We start from the raw sequence: 14,823 nt of genomic DNA, 5'->3' as shown, positions 1-14,823 counted from the left end.
TACCCACCGACGATATTCCTGTGAGGAATAATCATTCCTCACAGGAATATCGTCGAACGCGGATGTGTCTCCTCGGGCCGACCGGAGCGAGGCGTCACTCACGGGTGGTGGGCGTCGCGGGTCCCGCCGCCCGCCACCGGCGGGACGCCCGCCGGCAACGGCCCGCCGGGCGGCAACGGCCCGCCCGTCGGCTGGCCGAGCGACTGGCGGGCGAGCAGGGTCGCGCCGGCCACTGCCGCCGGCATGATCAGTACCGCGCCGAACGGGATCAGGCAGCAGCAGAAGACCGCCACCCCGAACCCGAGCGAGCGGGGCCGGTTCGCCCGCAACGCCGCTCGCCGGTCCGGCAGCCGCAGACCACGGCGGTAGAAGGCGGAGCCGACCAGCTCCAGAGCGAGCCGCCAGCCGCCGAAGAGGGCGGCCAGCACCGGCACCACGGTCTGTCCGACGATCGGGATGAACCCGCAGACGAACAGCGGGACACCGATGAGGATGCCGAACGCGATCAGCCGGGACGAGTCGAGCAGGCTGTGCCACAGCGACCGCCACCACGGCACGTCGACCGCGTTCGGTACGCCGCCGTGGTGGTCCTCCACCCACTCGGAGATCTTCTCGTAGAACGGATCCCCGATCAGCAGGGTGACGGCGGTGAAGGTGAGCACCCCGAGCAGGCCGCCGAGGGCCAGCAGGGCGATGGCGACGGTGCCGCGTACGGCGTCCTGCAGGCCCGTCGACCAGCCGTCGGCGAACGGGGTGAGCCAGTCGGCGAGGTCGACGACGATGCTGACCCAGCCGATGAAGGCGGCCACGAAGAGCACCCCGGAGATGACCGCCGGGATCAGGCCGAGCAGCACCATCTTCGGGTTGCGGGCGTAGGTGCCGAAGCCGCGCAGGAACAGCCGTACGCCGTCGAGGAAGGCGCGGACCATCTCAGCCGACCAGCCGCAGCCGGACCCGGCGGTTGGCCCGCCCCTTGCTCTCCACCTTGACCACCTGCACCGTGCCGATCTGAGCGGTGGAGGCGACATGGGTCCCGCCGTCGGCCTGCACGTCGAGCCCGACGATGTCGACGATGCGGATCTCCTGCTCGTCCGCCGGGATCAGGTTGGCCTGGGTGCGGATGATGTCCGGGATGGCCAGCGCGGCGTCGCGGTCGAGGACCCGCACGGCGACCGCCCGGTCGGCGGCGACCTCGGCGTTGACCAGGTCCTCCAGCTGCGTCTTGAAGCCGGGCGGCACTTCGGGCAGGTTGAAGTCCATCCGGGCTTCGCCGGGCTCCATGTTGCCGCCGGTGACCAGCGCGCCAAAGTCGCGGAACACCACGCCGCAGAGCACGTGCAGCCCGGAGTGGGTACGCATCAGCAGGCTGCGCCGGGTGTCCTCGACCGCGCCGGTGACGGTGGCGCCGACCGGCGGCAACGGGTCGCCCTCGGCGGGGAGCAGGTAGAGGTCGTCGCTCTTGCGGGTGCCGACGATCCGGGTCTGCACGCCCTGCCAGAGCAGCACGCCGTGGTCCGGCGGCTGGCCGCCGCCGCCCGGGTAGAACGCGGAACGGTCCAGCACGATGCCCTGTTCGGCGTCGGCGTGCAGCACGGTGCACTGCCACTCGCGCAGGGTCGGGTCGCGCAGGTCGAGTCGGTCGGTTCGGCCGTGACTGGTGACACCCACGGATGGCAGGGTACCGCCGTGCGGCACGGATCGCCCGTACGGCTGATTCGATGAGTGTCGAACTTGACTGACGTCGAATCAGCCGCCATCGTAGGACTGGTTCGACAATCATCAAGACAAGACGTTCACCGCGATGGAGGGGTCCATGATCAACGAGGAGTTGCCGGTCGTCGTCATCGGTGCCGGGCCGGTCGGCCTGGCCGCCGCCGCCCACCTGCACGAACGCCAACTGCCGTTACTGGTGCTCGAAGCCGGCAGCCGGGCCGGCGCGGCCGTCGACCAGTGGGGCCACGTCCGACTCTTCTCCCCGTGGCGCTACGACATCGACGCCGCCGCCCGCCGGCTGCTCGACGCCGCCGGCTGGGCCGCCCCGGACCCCGACCACCTGCCGACCGGCGCCGAACTCGTCGGCGACTACCTCGAACCGCTGGCCAAACTGCCCGCACTGGCCGACCGCATCCGCTACGGCGCGCGGGTGGTCGCGCTCGGCCGCGCCGGCGTCGACCGGGTCCGCACCGCCGGCCGGCAGCAGGCACCGTTCGTGGTCCGGCTCGCCGACGGTACGGAGATCCGCGCCGGTGCCGTCATCGACGCCACCGGCACCTGGGGTACACCCAACGTCCTCGGCGCCAACGGGCTGCCCGCCCACGGCGAGCCGCAGGCCGCCCACCTGATCAGCGGTGCCCTGCCGGACGTGCTCGGCGCCGACCGGGCTGCGTACGCCGGACGCCACACCGTCGTCGTCGGCGCCGGCCACTCCGCCGCCAACACCTTGCTGGCCCTCACCGAACTCGCCGACCAGGAGCCCGGCACCCGGATCACCTGGGCCACCCGCGGCGCCAGCATCGACCGGGCCCTCGGCGGCGGAGACGCCGACGCCCTGCCGGGCCGAGGTGCGCTCGGCACCGGGCTGCGACTGCTGGTCGACTCCGGTCGGGTCGAGTTGGTCACCGGGTTCGCCGTACACAGTGTCCGGACGTTGCCGGACAACGGCGGCGCCGAGCTGGTCGCCACCGACGGCCGGACACTGACCGCCGACCGGGTCGTCTCGGCCACGGGTTTCCGCCCCGACCACCGGATCGCCGACGAGCTGCGTCTCGACCTAGACCCGGCGCTCGGCTGCACCCGGATGCTGGCCCCGCTGATCGACCCGAACGAGCACTCCTGCGGCACCGTCCGCCCGCACGGGGTGGACGAGCTCAGCCAGCCGGAGCCGGGCTACTACCTGGTCGGGATGAAGAGTTACGGCCGCGCGCCGACCTTCCTGCTGGCCACCGGCTACGAGCAGGTCCGGTCGATCGCGGCGGCGCTGGCCGGCGACTGGACCGCCGCCCGCGACGTCCAGCTCGACCTGCCGGAGACCGGAGTCTGCTCGGCGACGCTGGCCTACCCGTTGTCGCCGGCTGACGCCGAAGCCGGCACCGGGCAGGGCGCGGTCGGTGCCGGCGGCTGCTGCGGTTGACCACCGTCGCCACGTCGCTGCCGCCGGCGGTAACCGGGGGCAGCGACGGATCGCCGTACCGTCGGGCCTGGTGGATCGTGGCGGCGCTGGCGGTCACCCAGACCGTCGGCTACGGCGCGCTGTACTACTCGTTCCCGGTCTTCCTGCCGGCGGTCGCCGCCGACCTGGCGGTGAGTCCGACCCAGGCGACCGGCGCCTTCACCGCGTCGGTGCTGGCTGGTGCCGCGCTCGCGGTGCCGGTCGGGCGCTGGCTCGACCGGTACGGTGGCCGTGCCTCGATGACCGCCGGCTCGATCGCCGGCACCCTGGCGCTGGTCGGGTTCTCCCGGGTCGACACCCTGGCCGAGCTCTATCTGGTGTGGACGGCGATCGGCGCGGTCGGCGCGCTGGTGCTCTACGAGTCGGCGTTCGCCGTGGTGGTCAGCTGGTTCGACGCCGCGCGCCGACCGACCGCGCTGCTGGCGGTCACCCTGGTCGCCGGTTTCGCCAGCACGATCTTCCTGCCGCTGACCGGGCTGCTCGTCGACCGGTACGGCTGGCGGGTCACCGCTCTGGTCCTGGCCGCCGTACACGGCTGTCTCACCGTACCGCTGCATGCCACGGTGATCCGCCGACCACCGGGACGGGCGGTCGCACCTGGCGGGTTCGGACGTGGCCGGCGTGGCCCCCGCGCCGACCGCCGGCCGGATCCCGGTCGGGCCGCGCTCGGGCGCGCCGTGCGTGACCACCGGTTCTGGCTGTTGGCCACCGCCTTCGTGGCGCACGCCGCCGGGCTGGTCACCGTCACCATCCACCTGGTGAGCTTCCTGCAGTACGCCGGACACGACGCCACGTTCGCGGCGACGGTCGTCGGCGGGCTCGGCGTGCTGTCGGTCGCCGGGCGGATCACCATGACGGTGCTGCAGCGGTGGCAGACCCCGACCCTGGTCATCGCCGGAGTGTTCGCGGTGCAGGCGGTCGCTGCCGGGGTACTGCCGGCGGTGGCCGGCGGGACCGTCGGTGCGGTCGCCGGGATCATCTGCTTCGGCCTCGGTTTCGGGGTGGCCACGCTCGCCCGACCGACGCTGCTCAGCCAGTTCTTCGGCACCACCGGTTTCGCGACCATCTCGGCGGTGCTGGTCGTGCCGGTGACCCTGGTGACCGCGCTCGCCCCGCTCGGCGCGGCGGTGCTGCAGCAGGTCACCGGCAGTTGGACGGTCGTGTGGGCCGCCGTCGCGGGGTGCTGTGCGGTTGCCGCGGCGGCGGTGGCCGCCGTCGGCGGGAAGTCGCCAGACCCGGCTACGGGGCGTTCAGGAAGTCGCTGACCCGCTGCCGCAGGTCGGTCCGGTGGTTCCAGAGCACGCCGGGACGGTCGTAGACGTGCAGGGTCGCGTCAGGCAGCACGGCGGCGTACCGCTCGGCGGTCTCGACCGGGTGCAGGTCGTCGCCGACGCAGCCGATCACCAGGACCCGGGCGGTGACCGCTGCCAGCGCGGCCGGGTCGGGCACCGGCACCGCCGTGGCCAGATCCACCAGCTCGGTGGCGAGGCCGTCGCGCAGCAACTGGTCTATCCGGGTCCGCAGGTACGCCCAGGCGCCCGGCGTGTTGCGCACCTGAACCGGCGTCTCGGCGGCGATCACCTCGGCCACCCCGGACACGTCACCGTCGTTGACGGCGGTGACCAGTTCGGCGAACCGGTGCCGGGCCGAGACCGGCCGGGCAGTGTCCAGCACCGCCGGCAGGAACAGCACGACCCGGTCGAACCGTTGCGGGCTGTCGACGAGCAGCCGGGCCAGCGCACCGGCACCCAGGCTCATCCCGACGGCCCGGCTGGCACCGGAGAGGTCCGCCACCGCCCGCAGGTCCCGGGCCAGGTCCGGGTAGTCCCACGGGCCGTCCGGCGCCGCCGAGCGGCCGTGCCCCCGGAACTGGAAGAAGACCTTGCGGCCGGCCACTCCACTGCCCAGCGGCCGGGTGGTGGCGATGCCGTGTGCCAGGCCGTGGGCGAACACGGTCGTCGGTTCGCCGGCACCGGTGATCAGCTGTTCCAGCGCCACGCCGTGTGCGGTGGTGACGATGTCGGTCTCCGGCTCCGGCAGCGCCGGTCGGCCGGTGCGGGGGCCGGACGGTCCAGGTCCGTACGTGCGCGGGCCGCCGTCAGGTGGCGGCGGCCAACGGAAATCTCTCACCAGGACCCTCTGCCGTCGGAGATGTCCCGTAGCCCGACCCGGACGTCGAGCAGATAGACCAGTCCGGCGGCGATCCCGATCAGCCCGAAGAGGCTGACCTGGAACAGCAACGTGAGCAGCAGACAGATGCCGAGAATGGCCAGCCACGCGCCCTTGGGCAGGGTACCGATCGCCGGGAACGCCTCGCCCTTCTGCGTGACGCAGTGCACCAGGGCGACACCCTGGACCACCAGTGCGAACACGAACAGCGCCAGGTCGAGGATGTACCGAACGTCGGCATAGAACAGCGGCGCGGCAGAGTCCATGACCAAAGCTTATGCCGCGCGCCCCGGACGCGTGCCACCTGCGTCCGGGGCGCGGACGAACTCGAACTACTTGGTCGAGGGCCGGGTCCGCTTGGTCGGCTTCGACCCGTTGATCTTCGCCGGGGCCTCGGCCGCCGCCGTCGGCGCGGTGGCCTGCGCGGCCTCGGCCGCCGTCGAGGCCTCGGTGGCAGTGGCAGCCGGGGCCTCGGTGGCCGTCGCGACCGTCGCCCGGGTCGGCTCCGGCTCGCGCTGGGTGGTCGCGGTCACCTGGGCCGGGGCCTCGGTGGCCTCCATGTCGGCGGTGACGGTGTCGGCGGCCCGCACGACTCCGGTGCCGACGACCCGCTCGCCGTGGGCGACCAGGGTGCCGTAGATCGCCATCGCCCGCTGGCTGGCGGCCTGCGCGCCGGCCAGGACAGCGTCCCGGTTGCGCAGCGCCAGCGTCCGCAGCCGGTCCAGGTCGGTGCCGCTGTTGGCCCGCTCGCGCAGCTCGGCGGTGCTCTGCGCGGCCTTGGTCCGCAGGTCGGCGGTGGTGACGGTGGCCTTGCCGGTCAGCTCGGTGACGGCCGTCGGCAGCTTGCGCAACTGCTGGAAGGCCAGGTCACCGGCGCCGGCGACGGCGTACAGCGGAGCGGGGATCCGTTTGGTCTTCGGCTGGCTCATGACTGCTCCTCCTCGGCCGCGGCGGCGGCCTGATCGGTGGTCCCGGCGCGGGGCGTACGGCGCCGGGCGGTGGTCTTCTTGGGCGGATCCGCTGGCGGGGTCGTGGTGGGCGGGGCGGGCGCGGCACCGGCTTCGGTGACGGCCACCGACTGCAGCGCCTGGTCCTCGGCCTCGGCGGCAGCGGCGCTCGGCGGCGTGGTGTCGGGGTGCGTCTCGGCGTGCCGGGCGTTCTCCCGACGGAACGTTTCGTAGATTTGGCTCAGCGACTGCTTCTGCGCCATCGACAGGTCCGGGTCGGCCGCGATCGCGGCGAGCACTCCCTGGCCGTGGTTGTCGTCGAGCAGTCCGGCCCGCAGGTACATCACCGGAGTGGAGACCCGCAGCGCGCTGGCGAGCTGCTGCAGCACCTCGGCGCTGGGTTTACGCAGGCCACGCTCGACCTGGCTGAGGTACGGGTTGCTCACGCCGGCCTGCTCGGCGAGCTGACGCAGCGAGATGCGGGCGTTGTGCCGCAGGTCGCGGATGAAGCCCCCGATGTCGCGAGGCAGGTCCTTCGGTGTGGCCATGATTCGACGGTAGCCCGAGGTGCTTGCTTCTGCTAGCGAATGCTTGCGAAAGTTAGCGGAGTCACCCGGCGGCGATTCCTCCGGAGTCACCCGAAACCCGGTCGCCCGCCCCCGACGGCCGCCGCTAGGCTCCCCGGACGATGGCATCGACCCGAGTAGGCGACGCGACGATCCACTACGACGAGATCGGCGACGGGCCACCCGTACTGCTGATCCATGCCGGCATCGCCGACCGCCGCATGTGGCAGGCGCAGCTGGCGGCGCTGTCGGGCCAGGCCCGGCTGATCGCCATGGACCTGCGCGGGTACGGCGAATCCGACCTGCCGTCGGCGGCGTTCGCCCACCACGACGACGTCATCGGGCTGCTCGACGCGCTCGGCGTCGCCCGCGCCACCCTGGTCGGCTGCTCGTTCGGCGGCGCGGTGGCGCTCGACGCCACGCTCGCCCACCCGGACCGGGTCACCGGGCTCGCCCTGTTCGGCTCCGCGCTCGGCGGCCACGACTGGTCCGACGCCACCGAAGCGCTCTGGGACGACCTCGTCGGGCAGGTCGACCCCGAGGACCTGGACGCGATGGCCGACGCCGAGGTCCGGTTCTGGGTCGTCGGCCCGCACCGCCAGCCGGCCGACGTCGACCCGTGGCTGCTCAGCCTCGCCCACGAAATGGACCGACGCGCCCTCGCCGCCGAAGCCGCACTCGGCGACGTCACCCAGCACGAACTCGACCCGCCAGCGGCCCGGCGGCTCGGCGAGATCGGCGTACCGGTGCTCGTCGCCGCTGGCGCGCTCGACGTGCCGGACATCCGCACCCTGGCCGATCTGCTCGCCGCCGGCATCCCGCACGCCCGGCGGCTGCCCGACGTGCCCGGCGCGGCGCACCTGCTGCCGCTGGAACGCCCGGCCGAGGTCAACGCCGCACTGCGCGACTTCCTCGCCGCCCTACCGCGCTGAACCGCCGCGCTACCGCACGCGCTGAACCGCCGCGCTACCGCACGCGCTGAACCGCCGGGCGCGGCGGGCAGTCAGCGCAGTGCCCGTACGGTGCCGACCGGCTGGCCGCCGCCGACCACCACCGCCCCGGCGAGCTGCGCCAACGCCGGCTCGGCCGCGTCGTCGTCGCTGACCCCGAGCCGACGCAGCGCCGCCACCACCGGCGGTACCGCCGCCCGCATCGCCCCGTCGTCGACCTTCACCGCGACCGCACCCACCTGCGGTACGGCGACCGCCAGCACACCTTCCGCGCCAACCTTGGCCAGCAGGCCGGGCACCGCCCGCATCAGCCGGGTGTCCGGCCGGCCGGTGCCGCCGACCAGTTCCGGGTACGCCCGCATCGCGTCGGCCACGGTCCGCTCCACCGAGCCGGGCTGCCCGGACACCAACCGCAGGAACGCCCGCGCCACCGCCGTCAACGACACGGCGAGCACCGGCGCGCCGCAGCCGTCCACGCCGACGGCGGCCGCCGGCTCACCGGCCAGCTCCTGCACCGCGTCACGGATCCGCTCCTGCAGCGGATGCTCCGGATGCCAGTACTCCTCCACCGGCCAGCCGGCCGCCCGGCAGGTCAACAGCATCCCGGCGTGCTTGCCGGAACAGTTCATCTGCAGCCGGCTCGGCCCACCGCCGGCCCGCAGTACGGCGGCCGCCGCAGCCTCACCCATCGGCAGGTCCGGCGGGCACCGCAACGCCGCCTCGGTCAGCCCGACGCAGCGCAGCAGCGCCGCCACCCGGGCCAGGTGGAAATCCTCGCCGCTGTGACTGGCGCAGACCAGGGCCAGATCGGCCGGGTCGGCCAGACGCAGCCCGGCGTGCAGCATGCCGACCGCCTGCAGCGGCTTGTTCGCCGACCGGGGAAACACCGGCGACGTCACGTCACCGAGCTGCTCCCGGCAGGTGCCGTCGGCACCGAGGACGACCAGCGACCCCCGGTGCGTACTCTCCACGAAACCGGACCGGACCACCTCGACCAGCGGGACCCCACCGGCGTACCGGGCCGGAGCCGACACCGCGCCGGGCCCGCTCACCGGGCGACCAGTCCGAGCAGTTCCCGGGCCTGCGCCGGGGTGGCCGGCGGCCGCTGCGCCACCTGCGCCAGACTGACCGCACGAGCCACCAGCTGCATGTTCGACTCCACCGGGCGGCCCTTGGCGTAGCTGAGGGTGTCCTCCATGCCGACCCGCAGGTGCCCGCCGGCGGACAACGCGGCGAACATCACCGGCAGGCTGGACCGGCCGATCCCGGTGGCCGAGAAGGTGGTGCCCGCCGGCAGGTCCCGGATCGCCTGGGTGCAGGCGACGAGCGCCGCCGCCGTACCGGGCATGCCGCCGGGGACCCCCATCACCAGGTCGACGTGGACGTGGCCGCCGGCTGGCAGCCCGTACCGCGACAGCAGCCGCTGCAGCGCGGCCAGCTGCCCCAGGTCGAAGATCTCGTACTCCGGCACGATGCCCCGGTCCTGCATCCGGGTGTGCAGCTCGACGATGAACTCCCACCGGTTGCTGAACACGTCGTCGCCGAAGTTGACCGTGCCCATCGTGCAGGACGCCATGTCCGGGCCGGCGTCGAGCACCGCCAGCCGGTCGGCTTCCGGGTCGGTGACGGCGCCGCCGGTGGAGAGCTGGACGATCAGGTCGGTCCGCTCCCGCAGCGCCTCGACCGTCGCCCGCAACCGGCCCGGGTCCAGCGTCGGGGCGGCGTCGTCGTCACGGACGTGGACGTGGATCACCGCCGCGCCGATCGCGGCGCATTCGACCGCCGTACGCAGCAGTTCGTCGAGGGTGACCGGCAGCGCCGGCACCTCGTGCTTGGCCGACTCGGCACCGGTCGGCGCGACCGTGATCAACGTCGTCGTCGTCATTGCGGGATCTTCGCATGCCGGCTGCGTGGCCGGTCAGGGCTCGACGGTCAGGGCTGCCTGTCAGGCTTGTCAGGGCTCGACGGCCGCCGCGAACTCGCCGACCCGCAGCGGGGCGTCGTCGGGCACGTTGCGTTTGAGCACCGCCAGCGCGATCATCCCGAGCTCGTGGTGGCGCACGGCGGTGCCGACGAACCCGACCACGCGGCCGTCGTGCGTCAGCGGGGTGCCGGCGTCCGGCGGGATGTCGCTGGCCACCCCGTCCAGGTGCAGCAGCGCCAGCCGGCGCGGCGGCCGGCCCAGGTTGTGCACCCGGGCCACCGTCTCCTGCCCCCGGTAGCAGCCCTTGTCCAGGTGGACCGCCGGCCCGAGCAGCCCGACCTCCGCCGGGATCGTGCGGTGGTCGGTCTCCAGGCCCACCCGTGGGGTACGCGCGGCGACCCGGACCGCCTCGTACGCCCACAACCCGGCCGGGGCGATGCCGGCGTCGGTCGACGCGGTCACCACCTGCGCCATCGCGGCCCGGGGCACCAGCAGGTCGACTCCGAGCGGCACCCGACGCGCCCAGCCGCCGGCGTACGGCGAGTCCGTTGGCAGTGCCGTCACCGCGTACAGCGCGGTGGGCCGACCGGGCAGCGACCCGGCGGCGAACTTCGGCCCCGGCACGGCCAGCAGGTCCGGCGCGGCCAGCCCGGTCACGCCGAGCGCGGCGGCGGCGTCGGCCGCCGCCGGCCCGACCAGCGACAGCAGCGCCCAGTCGGCGGTCACCACCGCCGGGTCGACCTGGGTGAAGAACCGCATCTTCAGCAGGTACGCCAACAGGTCGTCGGCCATCGCCGGCTCGGTGTCCAGCCAGGTGGTGGTGCCGTCCTCGGCGACCATGGCGTGCTGCTCGACGTGGCCGTGCGGAGAGAGCACCAGCAGCTCGGTGCCCTGCCCGGCCCGCAGCGTCGCCAGGTGCTGGGTGGTGAGGGTGTGCAGCCAGCCGATCCGTTCCGCGCCCGGCACCGCCAGCACGCCCCGGTTGCTCCGGTCGACCAGCCCGACCTCGGTGTCCAGCCGGCGCTGCTCGCGCATCGGGTCGCCGTAGTGGGCGGCCACCCCGCCGTCGCGGGACCCGGGGGTGATCGCGGCGACGTCCACCGCACCCGGCAGGTCGATCATCGTTTGCCTCCGCACTGCTGGCAGATGCCGAACAGGGCCATGTGCCCGATGTCGACCTGGAAGCCCCGTTCGGTGGCCAGCGCGGTGATCAGCGGCTCGGCCAGCGCCGGATCCATCTCCGCCACCGACTTGCAGGACCGGCAGACCAGGTGCACGTGCTGGTCGTCGGTGACCGGGTGGAAGGTGGGTGACCCGTGCGACAGGTGGGTGTGGGTGACCAGGCCGAGCCCCTCGAGCAGCTCCAGCGTTCGGTAGATGGTGGTGATGTTGACGCCGGCGGCGACCTCGCGGACCGCCGTGTGCACCTGCTCCGGGGTGGCGTGCCCCAGCTCGTGCACCGCTTCCAGGATCAGCTGGCGCTGCGCGGTGAGCCGTAGCCCGCGCGAGCGCAGCATCTCAGCAAGCGATGAGTCGACCACCGTTCCCATCCTAGCGCCGTCGGGCCGGCGCGCCGCCGACCCGGATCAGCCGCCGACCCGGATCAGCCGGGCCGACAGGTGCGGTGACAGCGGCTGGCCCATTGCTGCCATCTCCTGCGCGTACAGCAGGGCGCCCTCGACGATGCCGAACAGCCGGTGCCCGCCGGTGACCTCCTTGGCGGTGCCGGTCCGGACCACCGCGTCGGTGGCCAACTCGACCTGCACCCCGGTGATCCGGCCCAGGTAGAGCTCCATCACCCCGGTCGGCGTCATCATCGTCGCCTCCAGTTCGCCGGTCGCCCGCCCCTCGACGTCGGTGACCGCCCGCCACCAGCCGAGCTCACGGCCGACCGGACGCACCGGGCGGGACTGCTCGTCGAGCAGCCAGGCCCGGGACTCGTACCGCAGAAACGGCCGGCCGTCGTGGCTGATCCGGATCTCCTGCGCGTAGTCGAAGTCCTCGATCGTGGGGTACCCGCCACGGCCACGGCCGCGCCACAGGCCGATGTACGGCAGCAGGGCGTTCAGCGCGGGATGCAGCTTCGGGCCGACCCGCAGGTCATGGCTCTCCTCGAAGGGGTACGGCTCCACCGGTGGGGCGTCCAGCCACGGCGGCCGGACCGGATCCGGGTCCGTTCCGGCCGGTCGTCCCGCCCCCGGCGCGCTGCTGGGCTGCTCCGCCCCGGACGCGCTGCTCGATTGTCCCGTCCCGGGCGCGCTGCTCGCGCTCATCGGTCCTCCGCTTCGTCACCGTCGTCCATGGCACTGTCGTCCACGGCATCATCGTCCACGGCAGATGCGGACCGCGAGGTAGACCAGGCCACCGGCGAGCGCGCCGAAGCCCGCCACCAGCAGGCTGACGAACCCGATCTCGGTCACCATGACACGGTCATCCTATGCTGGCCGCATGGCTCGCACTCTCGTCGTGAAGGCGACCGCCGGCTCCGACGAGCCGGAGCGGTGCGCCCAGGCGTTCACCGTAGCGGGCACCGCCGCTGCGGCCGGCGTCGAGGTGTCGCTCTGGCTGACCGGCGAATCGGCCTGGTTCGGGCTGCCGGACCGGGCGGCCGCGTTCGACCTGCCGCACTCGGCCCCGCTGCCCGACCTGCTCGACGCGGTGCTGACCAGCGGCGGCACCGTCACCGTCTGTACGCAGTGCGCGGCGCGGCGCGGGATCGGCCCGGAGGATGTACTGCCCGGCGTGCGCATCGCCGGGGCAGCCGTCTTCGTCGAAGAGATCATGGCCGACGGGGTGCAGGCCCTGGTCTACTGAACTCCACCCATGATCACGACGATCTTGCATTCATCGATGGACAAAACGGGCAAATCTTCTCGATAACTGCAAGATCGTCGTGATCATGGTTCGGGTCAGCGGCGGCTGGTGGCCCGGCGTACCGCCGCCGCCCCGTAGGCGACAGCCGCGATGCCGGCGAAAGCGGCGACGGCGATCAGGAACGCGCCGACCGGCCAGATGCTCGCGTCGCCCTGCGACGGGATGGTCACCGCGTCGGCGATCCAGATCGCGGTGAGCGCGACCGGCACCGCGATCGTCACGGCCAACGGACGGCGCAACCAGCCGCCGGCGGTGGCGAGCACTGCCAGCACCCCGACCAGAGCGACGACCTGCCATGGCTGGTACGGACCGGTCTCCTCGATGGCACCGGCGGCCAGCTCCTTCTCCTGGTGCCAACCGAGCAGCAGCAGATAGCCGGCCACGGTGACGACAGCGGATCCGATCGCGACGACCGCGCCGGTGATCCGGCCCCCGGTCGCACGAGCGGAGAGGTCGGTACGGGGTACGGCAGAGACGTGAGCTTCGGTCATGTCTCTCAGTCTCGCCGCCCGCCGACGGCCTGGCATGAGTGTGGATACTCAGCAACCGAAGACGGTCGAGGCGATCCAGAGATCGTCACCGTCGGCCTGCACCACGACGCCGGCGTCGCCGTCGCGGTAGGCGTACCGCGCCGGTGCGGTGTCGGCGACCACCACTGTCGGTTCACCGACCTCGGTTGCCAGTGCTTCGGCGATCCGCTCGGCCCGGCCCGTGCCGGCCGCGACGGCGCTGCGCAGCCAGCCGCCCGTCGGGCAGGGCACCGAGACCGTCTGCTCGGCCCGCACATCGGTCGCCCCGAGCAGCGCCAGCAGCCGGGCGGGTTCCTCGTCGGAGTCGTCGGCCGACGCGGTGGCGTCCGCCGTACCGGACTCCGCCGGCCGACAGCCCGAACTGATCCGGAACTCCAGCACGCCGGGCGCGGTCAGCAACCCCCGTACGGCGACGAACTCCCCCGCGTCGGCGGTCAGCCGGGAGGACCCGCCGGTGGGGTCGCCGTGCCGGGCCCGCGCCACGTAGTGCGCCGGCAGCCGCTGCGCGACCCGGTCCAGCAGCGCCGGACCCGACTCGGCGCCGGTGTGCGCGGTCAGCACCCGGGTCAGCTCCGCGCCGGGGCGCACCGGGGTGATCCGGCAGCCGGACCGGACCACCTCCGCGCCGACGACCATCACGCCGGCGTCGCCGACGGCCGCCGTGAGGTCGACCGCCACCCGGTCCACGACCGGGCGGGCGTCGGCGATGCTGCGTTGCTCGCGGACCGTCGGGGCGTCCTGTCGGACCGAGACGACGGCCAGGCCGAGCAGCAGCACCGCCCACGCACCGCAGACGGCGGCCAGCACCCAGCGGCGGCGTGACCGCCCTGGCGAAGTTGACGGCGGATCGAGACTCACCGGCCCATCGTGCCAGGTGCCGGCGAGGGCCCACGTCAGGCCGGCGTCCGGACCCGCTGGTCGACTGTCAGGCCGGCGTCCGGACCCGCTGGTCGACCGGTGACGCCACGGTCTGGTCCTCCGGTGCCGACACCAGGGGTGTCGGGACCAGGGGATCCAGGTGCGCGCCGGGATAACCGGCGTACCCGTGGTCGTCGGGGTCGGCGTAACCGTCGTCGACCGGGTAGCCGTCGTGCGCCCCGTCGACTGTCGCCGGGGTGGCCAGCCGGTAACCGACGCCGCGTACGGTCTGGATCTCCAGGCCGCCGCCGGCGCTGCGCAACTTGCGGCGCAGGCGTTTGACGGCGGAGTGCAGGATCGCGGTGTCGCCGAGGTAGGCCCCGCCCCAGACGGTGCCGAAGAGACGTTCGTAGGTCCAGACGACGACCGGTGGCGTGGCGAGCCGGGCGAGCAGTTCCCGCTCCAGGCGGGTCAGGGCCAGCGGCTCGCCGCGCCAGGTGACGAGATGTCCCGGTACGTCGACGACGAGGTCACCGAGGATGACCGGCGCCGTCGGCGGCGGGGTCTCGGTGGGTACGGGCGGAAAGAGCATCGCCCGCAGCTCGGAAAGATCCGTACATATCACTACTGTGCCGCAGTCGTCGAGCCGCCTCACCACGCGCTCGCGGACCGCGACGTCAGCGGTGACACAGACAACCAGTGGCACTTCACCGTTGACCACCGCATTCCTCCCCAGGTAGCTGCGTGTCATCAGACAACGCCGTTTAGTCGCTGTAGTCAACAGCGACAGTCACCGATACCAGTCCCGCCCGACGCTCGACCACGAACTGTCCACT

General features: G+C 73.2%; 18 protein-coding genes and 1 pseudogene. 4 read left to right on the top strand and 15 right to left on the bottom strand.

Annotated features, from left to right (window positions below; genetic code table 11):
• Positions 1-98 precede the first annotated feature (98 nt).
• On the bottom strand, positions 99-929 hold the full coding sequence (locus O7623_RS24495; RefSeq protein WP_282225338.1) for an EI24 domain-containing protein: 831 nt from the start codon (positions 927-929) through the stop codon (positions 99-101).
• 1 nt (position 930) lies between these two features.
• Positions 931-1,668 (bottom strand): alanyl-tRNA editing protein, encoded by a 738-nt coding sequence (locus O7623_RS24490; protein ID WP_282225337.1) that lies wholly within the window; start codon positions 1,666-1,668, stop codon positions 931-933.
• Between the two features lie 133 nt (positions 1,669-1,801).
• Here O7623_RS24490 and O7623_RS24485 point away from each other — a divergent pair, with 133 nt between their 5' ends.
• Positions 1,802-3,130 carry an NAD(P)-binding domain-containing protein gene (locus O7623_RS24485; RefSeq protein WP_282225336.1) on the top strand — a complete coding sequence of 443 codons (1,329 nt, stop codon included), beginning with the start codon at positions 1,802-1,804 and terminating at the stop codon, positions 3,128-3,130.
• On the top strand, positions 3,127-4,434 hold the full coding sequence (locus tag O7623_RS24480) for an MFS transporter (protein ID WP_282225335.1): 1,308 nt from the start codon (positions 3,127-3,129) through the stop codon (positions 4,432-4,434). Before O7623_RS24485 ends, O7623_RS24480 begins: the two co-directional genes overlap by 4 nt.
• On the opposite strand, the gene O7623_RS24475 is transcribed toward O7623_RS24480, so the two are convergent.
• The 4 genes from O7623_RS24475 to O7623_RS24460 all read right to left on the bottom strand — a co-directional run bounded on the left by O7623_RS24475 (position 4,409) and on the right by O7623_RS24460 (position 6,833).
• Positions 4,409-5,299, bottom strand: a complete 891-nt coding sequence (locus O7623_RS24475) for an alpha/beta hydrolase (protein WP_282225334.1) — start codon at positions 5,297-5,299, stop codon at positions 4,409-4,411. The genes O7623_RS24480 and O7623_RS24475 overlap by 26 nt on opposite strands.
• On the bottom strand, positions 5,296-5,604 hold the full coding sequence (locus O7623_RS24470) for a DUF2516 family protein (protein ID WP_282225333.1): 309 nt from the start codon (positions 5,602-5,604) through the stop codon (positions 5,296-5,298). Before O7623_RS24470 ends, O7623_RS24475 begins: the two co-directional genes overlap by 4 nt.
• 66 nt (positions 5,605-5,670) lie before the next feature.
• On the bottom strand, positions 5,671-6,267 hold the full coding sequence (locus O7623_RS24465; RefSeq protein ID WP_282225332.1) for a hypothetical protein: 597 nt from the start codon (positions 6,265-6,267) through the stop codon (positions 5,671-5,673).
• Positions 6,264-6,833, bottom strand: a complete 570-nt coding sequence (locus O7623_RS24460) for a helix-turn-helix transcriptional regulator (protein WP_282225331.1) — start codon at positions 6,831-6,833, stop codon at positions 6,264-6,266. The genes O7623_RS24465 and O7623_RS24460 overlap by 4 nt, the downstream gene beginning before the upstream one ends.
• Positions 6,834-6,973: 140 nt before the next feature.
• Between O7623_RS24460 and O7623_RS24455 the strand changes: the two genes are divergently transcribed.
• A complete protein-coding gene (locus O7623_RS24455; RefSeq protein WP_282225330.1) occupies positions 6,974-7,783 on the top strand; it encodes an alpha/beta hydrolase in 810 nt (269 codons plus the stop codon).
• A gap of 71 nt (positions 7,784-7,854) precedes the next feature.
• Here O7623_RS24455 and O7623_RS24450 read toward each other — a convergent pair whose 3' ends face one another.
• The 6 genes from O7623_RS24450 to mtfM form a co-directional block, all read right to left on the bottom strand.
• Positions 7,855-8,853 (bottom strand): asparaginase, encoded by a 999-nt coding sequence (locus O7623_RS24450; RefSeq protein ID WP_282225329.1) that lies wholly within the window; start codon positions 8,851-8,853, stop codon positions 7,855-7,857.
• A complete protein-coding gene (locus O7623_RS24445; RefSeq protein WP_282225328.1) occupies positions 8,850-9,686 on the bottom strand; it encodes a 3-keto-5-aminohexanoate cleavage protein in 837 nt (278 codons plus the stop codon). The genes O7623_RS24450 and O7623_RS24445 overlap by 4 nt, the downstream gene beginning before the upstream one ends.
• 69 nt (positions 9,687-9,755) lie before the next feature.
• Positions 9,756-10,847, bottom strand: a complete 1,092-nt coding sequence (locus tag O7623_RS24440) for a folate-binding protein (RefSeq protein WP_282225327.1) — start codon at positions 10,845-10,847, stop codon at positions 9,756-9,758.
• Positions 10,844-11,266: a Fur family transcriptional regulator gene (locus O7623_RS24435; protein ID WP_282225326.1), complete on the bottom strand. Its 423-nt coding sequence runs from the start codon at positions 11,264-11,266 to the stop codon at positions 10,844-10,846. Before O7623_RS24435 ends, O7623_RS24440 begins: the two co-directional genes overlap by 4 nt.
• Before the next feature lie 45 nt (positions 11,267-11,311).
• Positions 11,312-11,998, bottom strand: a complete 687-nt coding sequence (locus O7623_RS24430) for an FABP family protein (RefSeq protein WP_282225325.1) — start codon at positions 11,996-11,998, stop codon at positions 11,312-11,314.
• A 48-nt stretch (positions 11,999-12,046) separates the two neighbouring features.
• Positions 12,047-12,148, bottom strand: coding sequence for a small membrane protein MtfM (mtfM, locus tag O7623_RS24425; protein ID WP_282225324.1), 102 nt, complete (start codon positions 12,146-12,148; stop codon positions 12,047-12,049).
• Positions 12,149-12,173: 25 nt separating this feature from the next.
• Between mtfM and O7623_RS24420 the strand changes: the two genes are divergently transcribed.
• A complete protein-coding gene (locus O7623_RS24420; RefSeq protein ID WP_282225323.1) occupies positions 12,174-12,539 on the top strand; it encodes a DsrE family protein in 366 nt (121 codons plus the stop codon).
• A gap of 95 nt (positions 12,540-12,634) precedes the next feature.
• Here the strand turns inward: O7623_RS24420 and O7623_RS24415 are convergent, their stop codons facing one another.
• The 3 genes and pseudogenes from O7623_RS24415 to O7623_RS24405 form a co-directional block, all read right to left on the bottom strand.
• The gene (locus tag O7623_RS24415) at positions 12,635-13,090 is read right to left on the bottom strand and encodes a hypothetical protein (RefSeq protein WP_282225322.1); all 456 of its coding nucleotides are present in this window, start codon (positions 13,088-13,090) and stop codon (positions 12,635-12,637) included.
• A 48-nt stretch (positions 13,091-13,138) separates the two neighbouring features.
• On the bottom strand, positions 13,139-13,936 hold the full coding sequence (locus tag O7623_RS24410; protein ID WP_282225321.1) for a hypothetical protein: 798 nt from the start codon (positions 13,934-13,936) through the stop codon (positions 13,139-13,141).
• 313 nt (positions 13,937-14,249) lie between these two features.
• Positions 14,250-14,708, bottom strand: a pseudogene (locus tag O7623_RS24405) (winged helix-turn-helix domain-containing protein); the annotation flags it as partial.
• Positions 14,709-14,823: the final 115 nt, after the last annotated feature.

It is taken from the genome of Solwaraspora sp. WMMD791 (assembly GCF_029581195.1).
Lineage (GTDB): Bacteria > Actinomycetota > Actinomycetes > Mycobacteriales > Micromonosporaceae > Micromonospora_E.
The sequence above is the reverse complement of the archived record's forward strand: the minus strand, read 5'-3'. Positions and strand labels throughout refer to the sequence as shown.

What these genes read in the sequence shown, in the direction of transcription:
- O7623_RS24465 (WP_282225332.1), bottom strand. Translation starts at nt 6,267, where the DNA reads ATGAGCCAGCCGAAGACCAAACGGATCCCCGCTCCGCTGTACGCCGTC.
- O7623_RS24470 (WP_282225333.1), bottom strand. Translation starts at nt 5,604, where the DNA reads ATGGACTCTGCCGCGCCGCTGTTCTATGCCGACGTTCGGTACATCCTC.
- O7623_RS24420 (WP_282225323.1), top strand. Translation starts at nt 12,174, where the DNA reads ATGGCTCGCACTCTCGTCGTGAAGGCGACCGCCGGCTCCGACGAGCCG.
- O7623_RS24440 (WP_282225327.1), bottom strand. Translation starts at nt 10,847, where the DNA reads ATGATCGACCTGCCGGGTGCGGTGGACGTCGCCGCGATCACCCCCGGG.
- O7623_RS24430 (WP_282225325.1), bottom strand. Translation starts at nt 11,998, where the DNA reads ATGAGCGCGAGCAGCGCGCCCGGGACGGGACAATCGAGCAGCGCGTCC.
- O7623_RS24415 (WP_282225322.1), bottom strand. Translation starts at nt 13,090, where the DNA reads ATGACCGAAGCTCACGTCTCTGCCGTACCCCGTACCGACCTCTCCGCT.
- mtfM (WP_282225324.1), bottom strand. Translation starts at nt 12,148, where the DNA reads ATGGTGACCGAGATCGGGTTCGTCAGCCTGCTGGTGGCGGGCTTCGGC.
- O7623_RS24495 (WP_282225338.1), bottom strand. Translation starts at nt 929, where the DNA reads ATGGTCCGCGCCTTCCTCGACGGCGTACGGCTGTTCCTGCGCGGCTTC.
- O7623_RS24485 (WP_282225336.1), top strand. Translation starts at nt 1,802, where the DNA reads ATGGAGGGGTCCATGATCAACGAGGAGTTGCCGGTCGTCGTCATCGGT.
- O7623_RS24460 (WP_282225331.1), bottom strand. Translation starts at nt 6,833, where the DNA reads ATGGCCACACCGAAGGACCTGCCTCGCGACATCGGGGGCTTCATCCGC.
- O7623_RS24455 (WP_282225330.1), top strand. Translation starts at nt 6,974, where the DNA reads ATGGCATCGACCCGAGTAGGCGACGCGACGATCCACTACGACGAGATC.
- O7623_RS24445 (WP_282225328.1), bottom strand. Translation starts at nt 9,686, where the DNA reads ATGACGACGACGACGTTGATCACGGTCGCGCCGACCGGTGCCGAGTCG.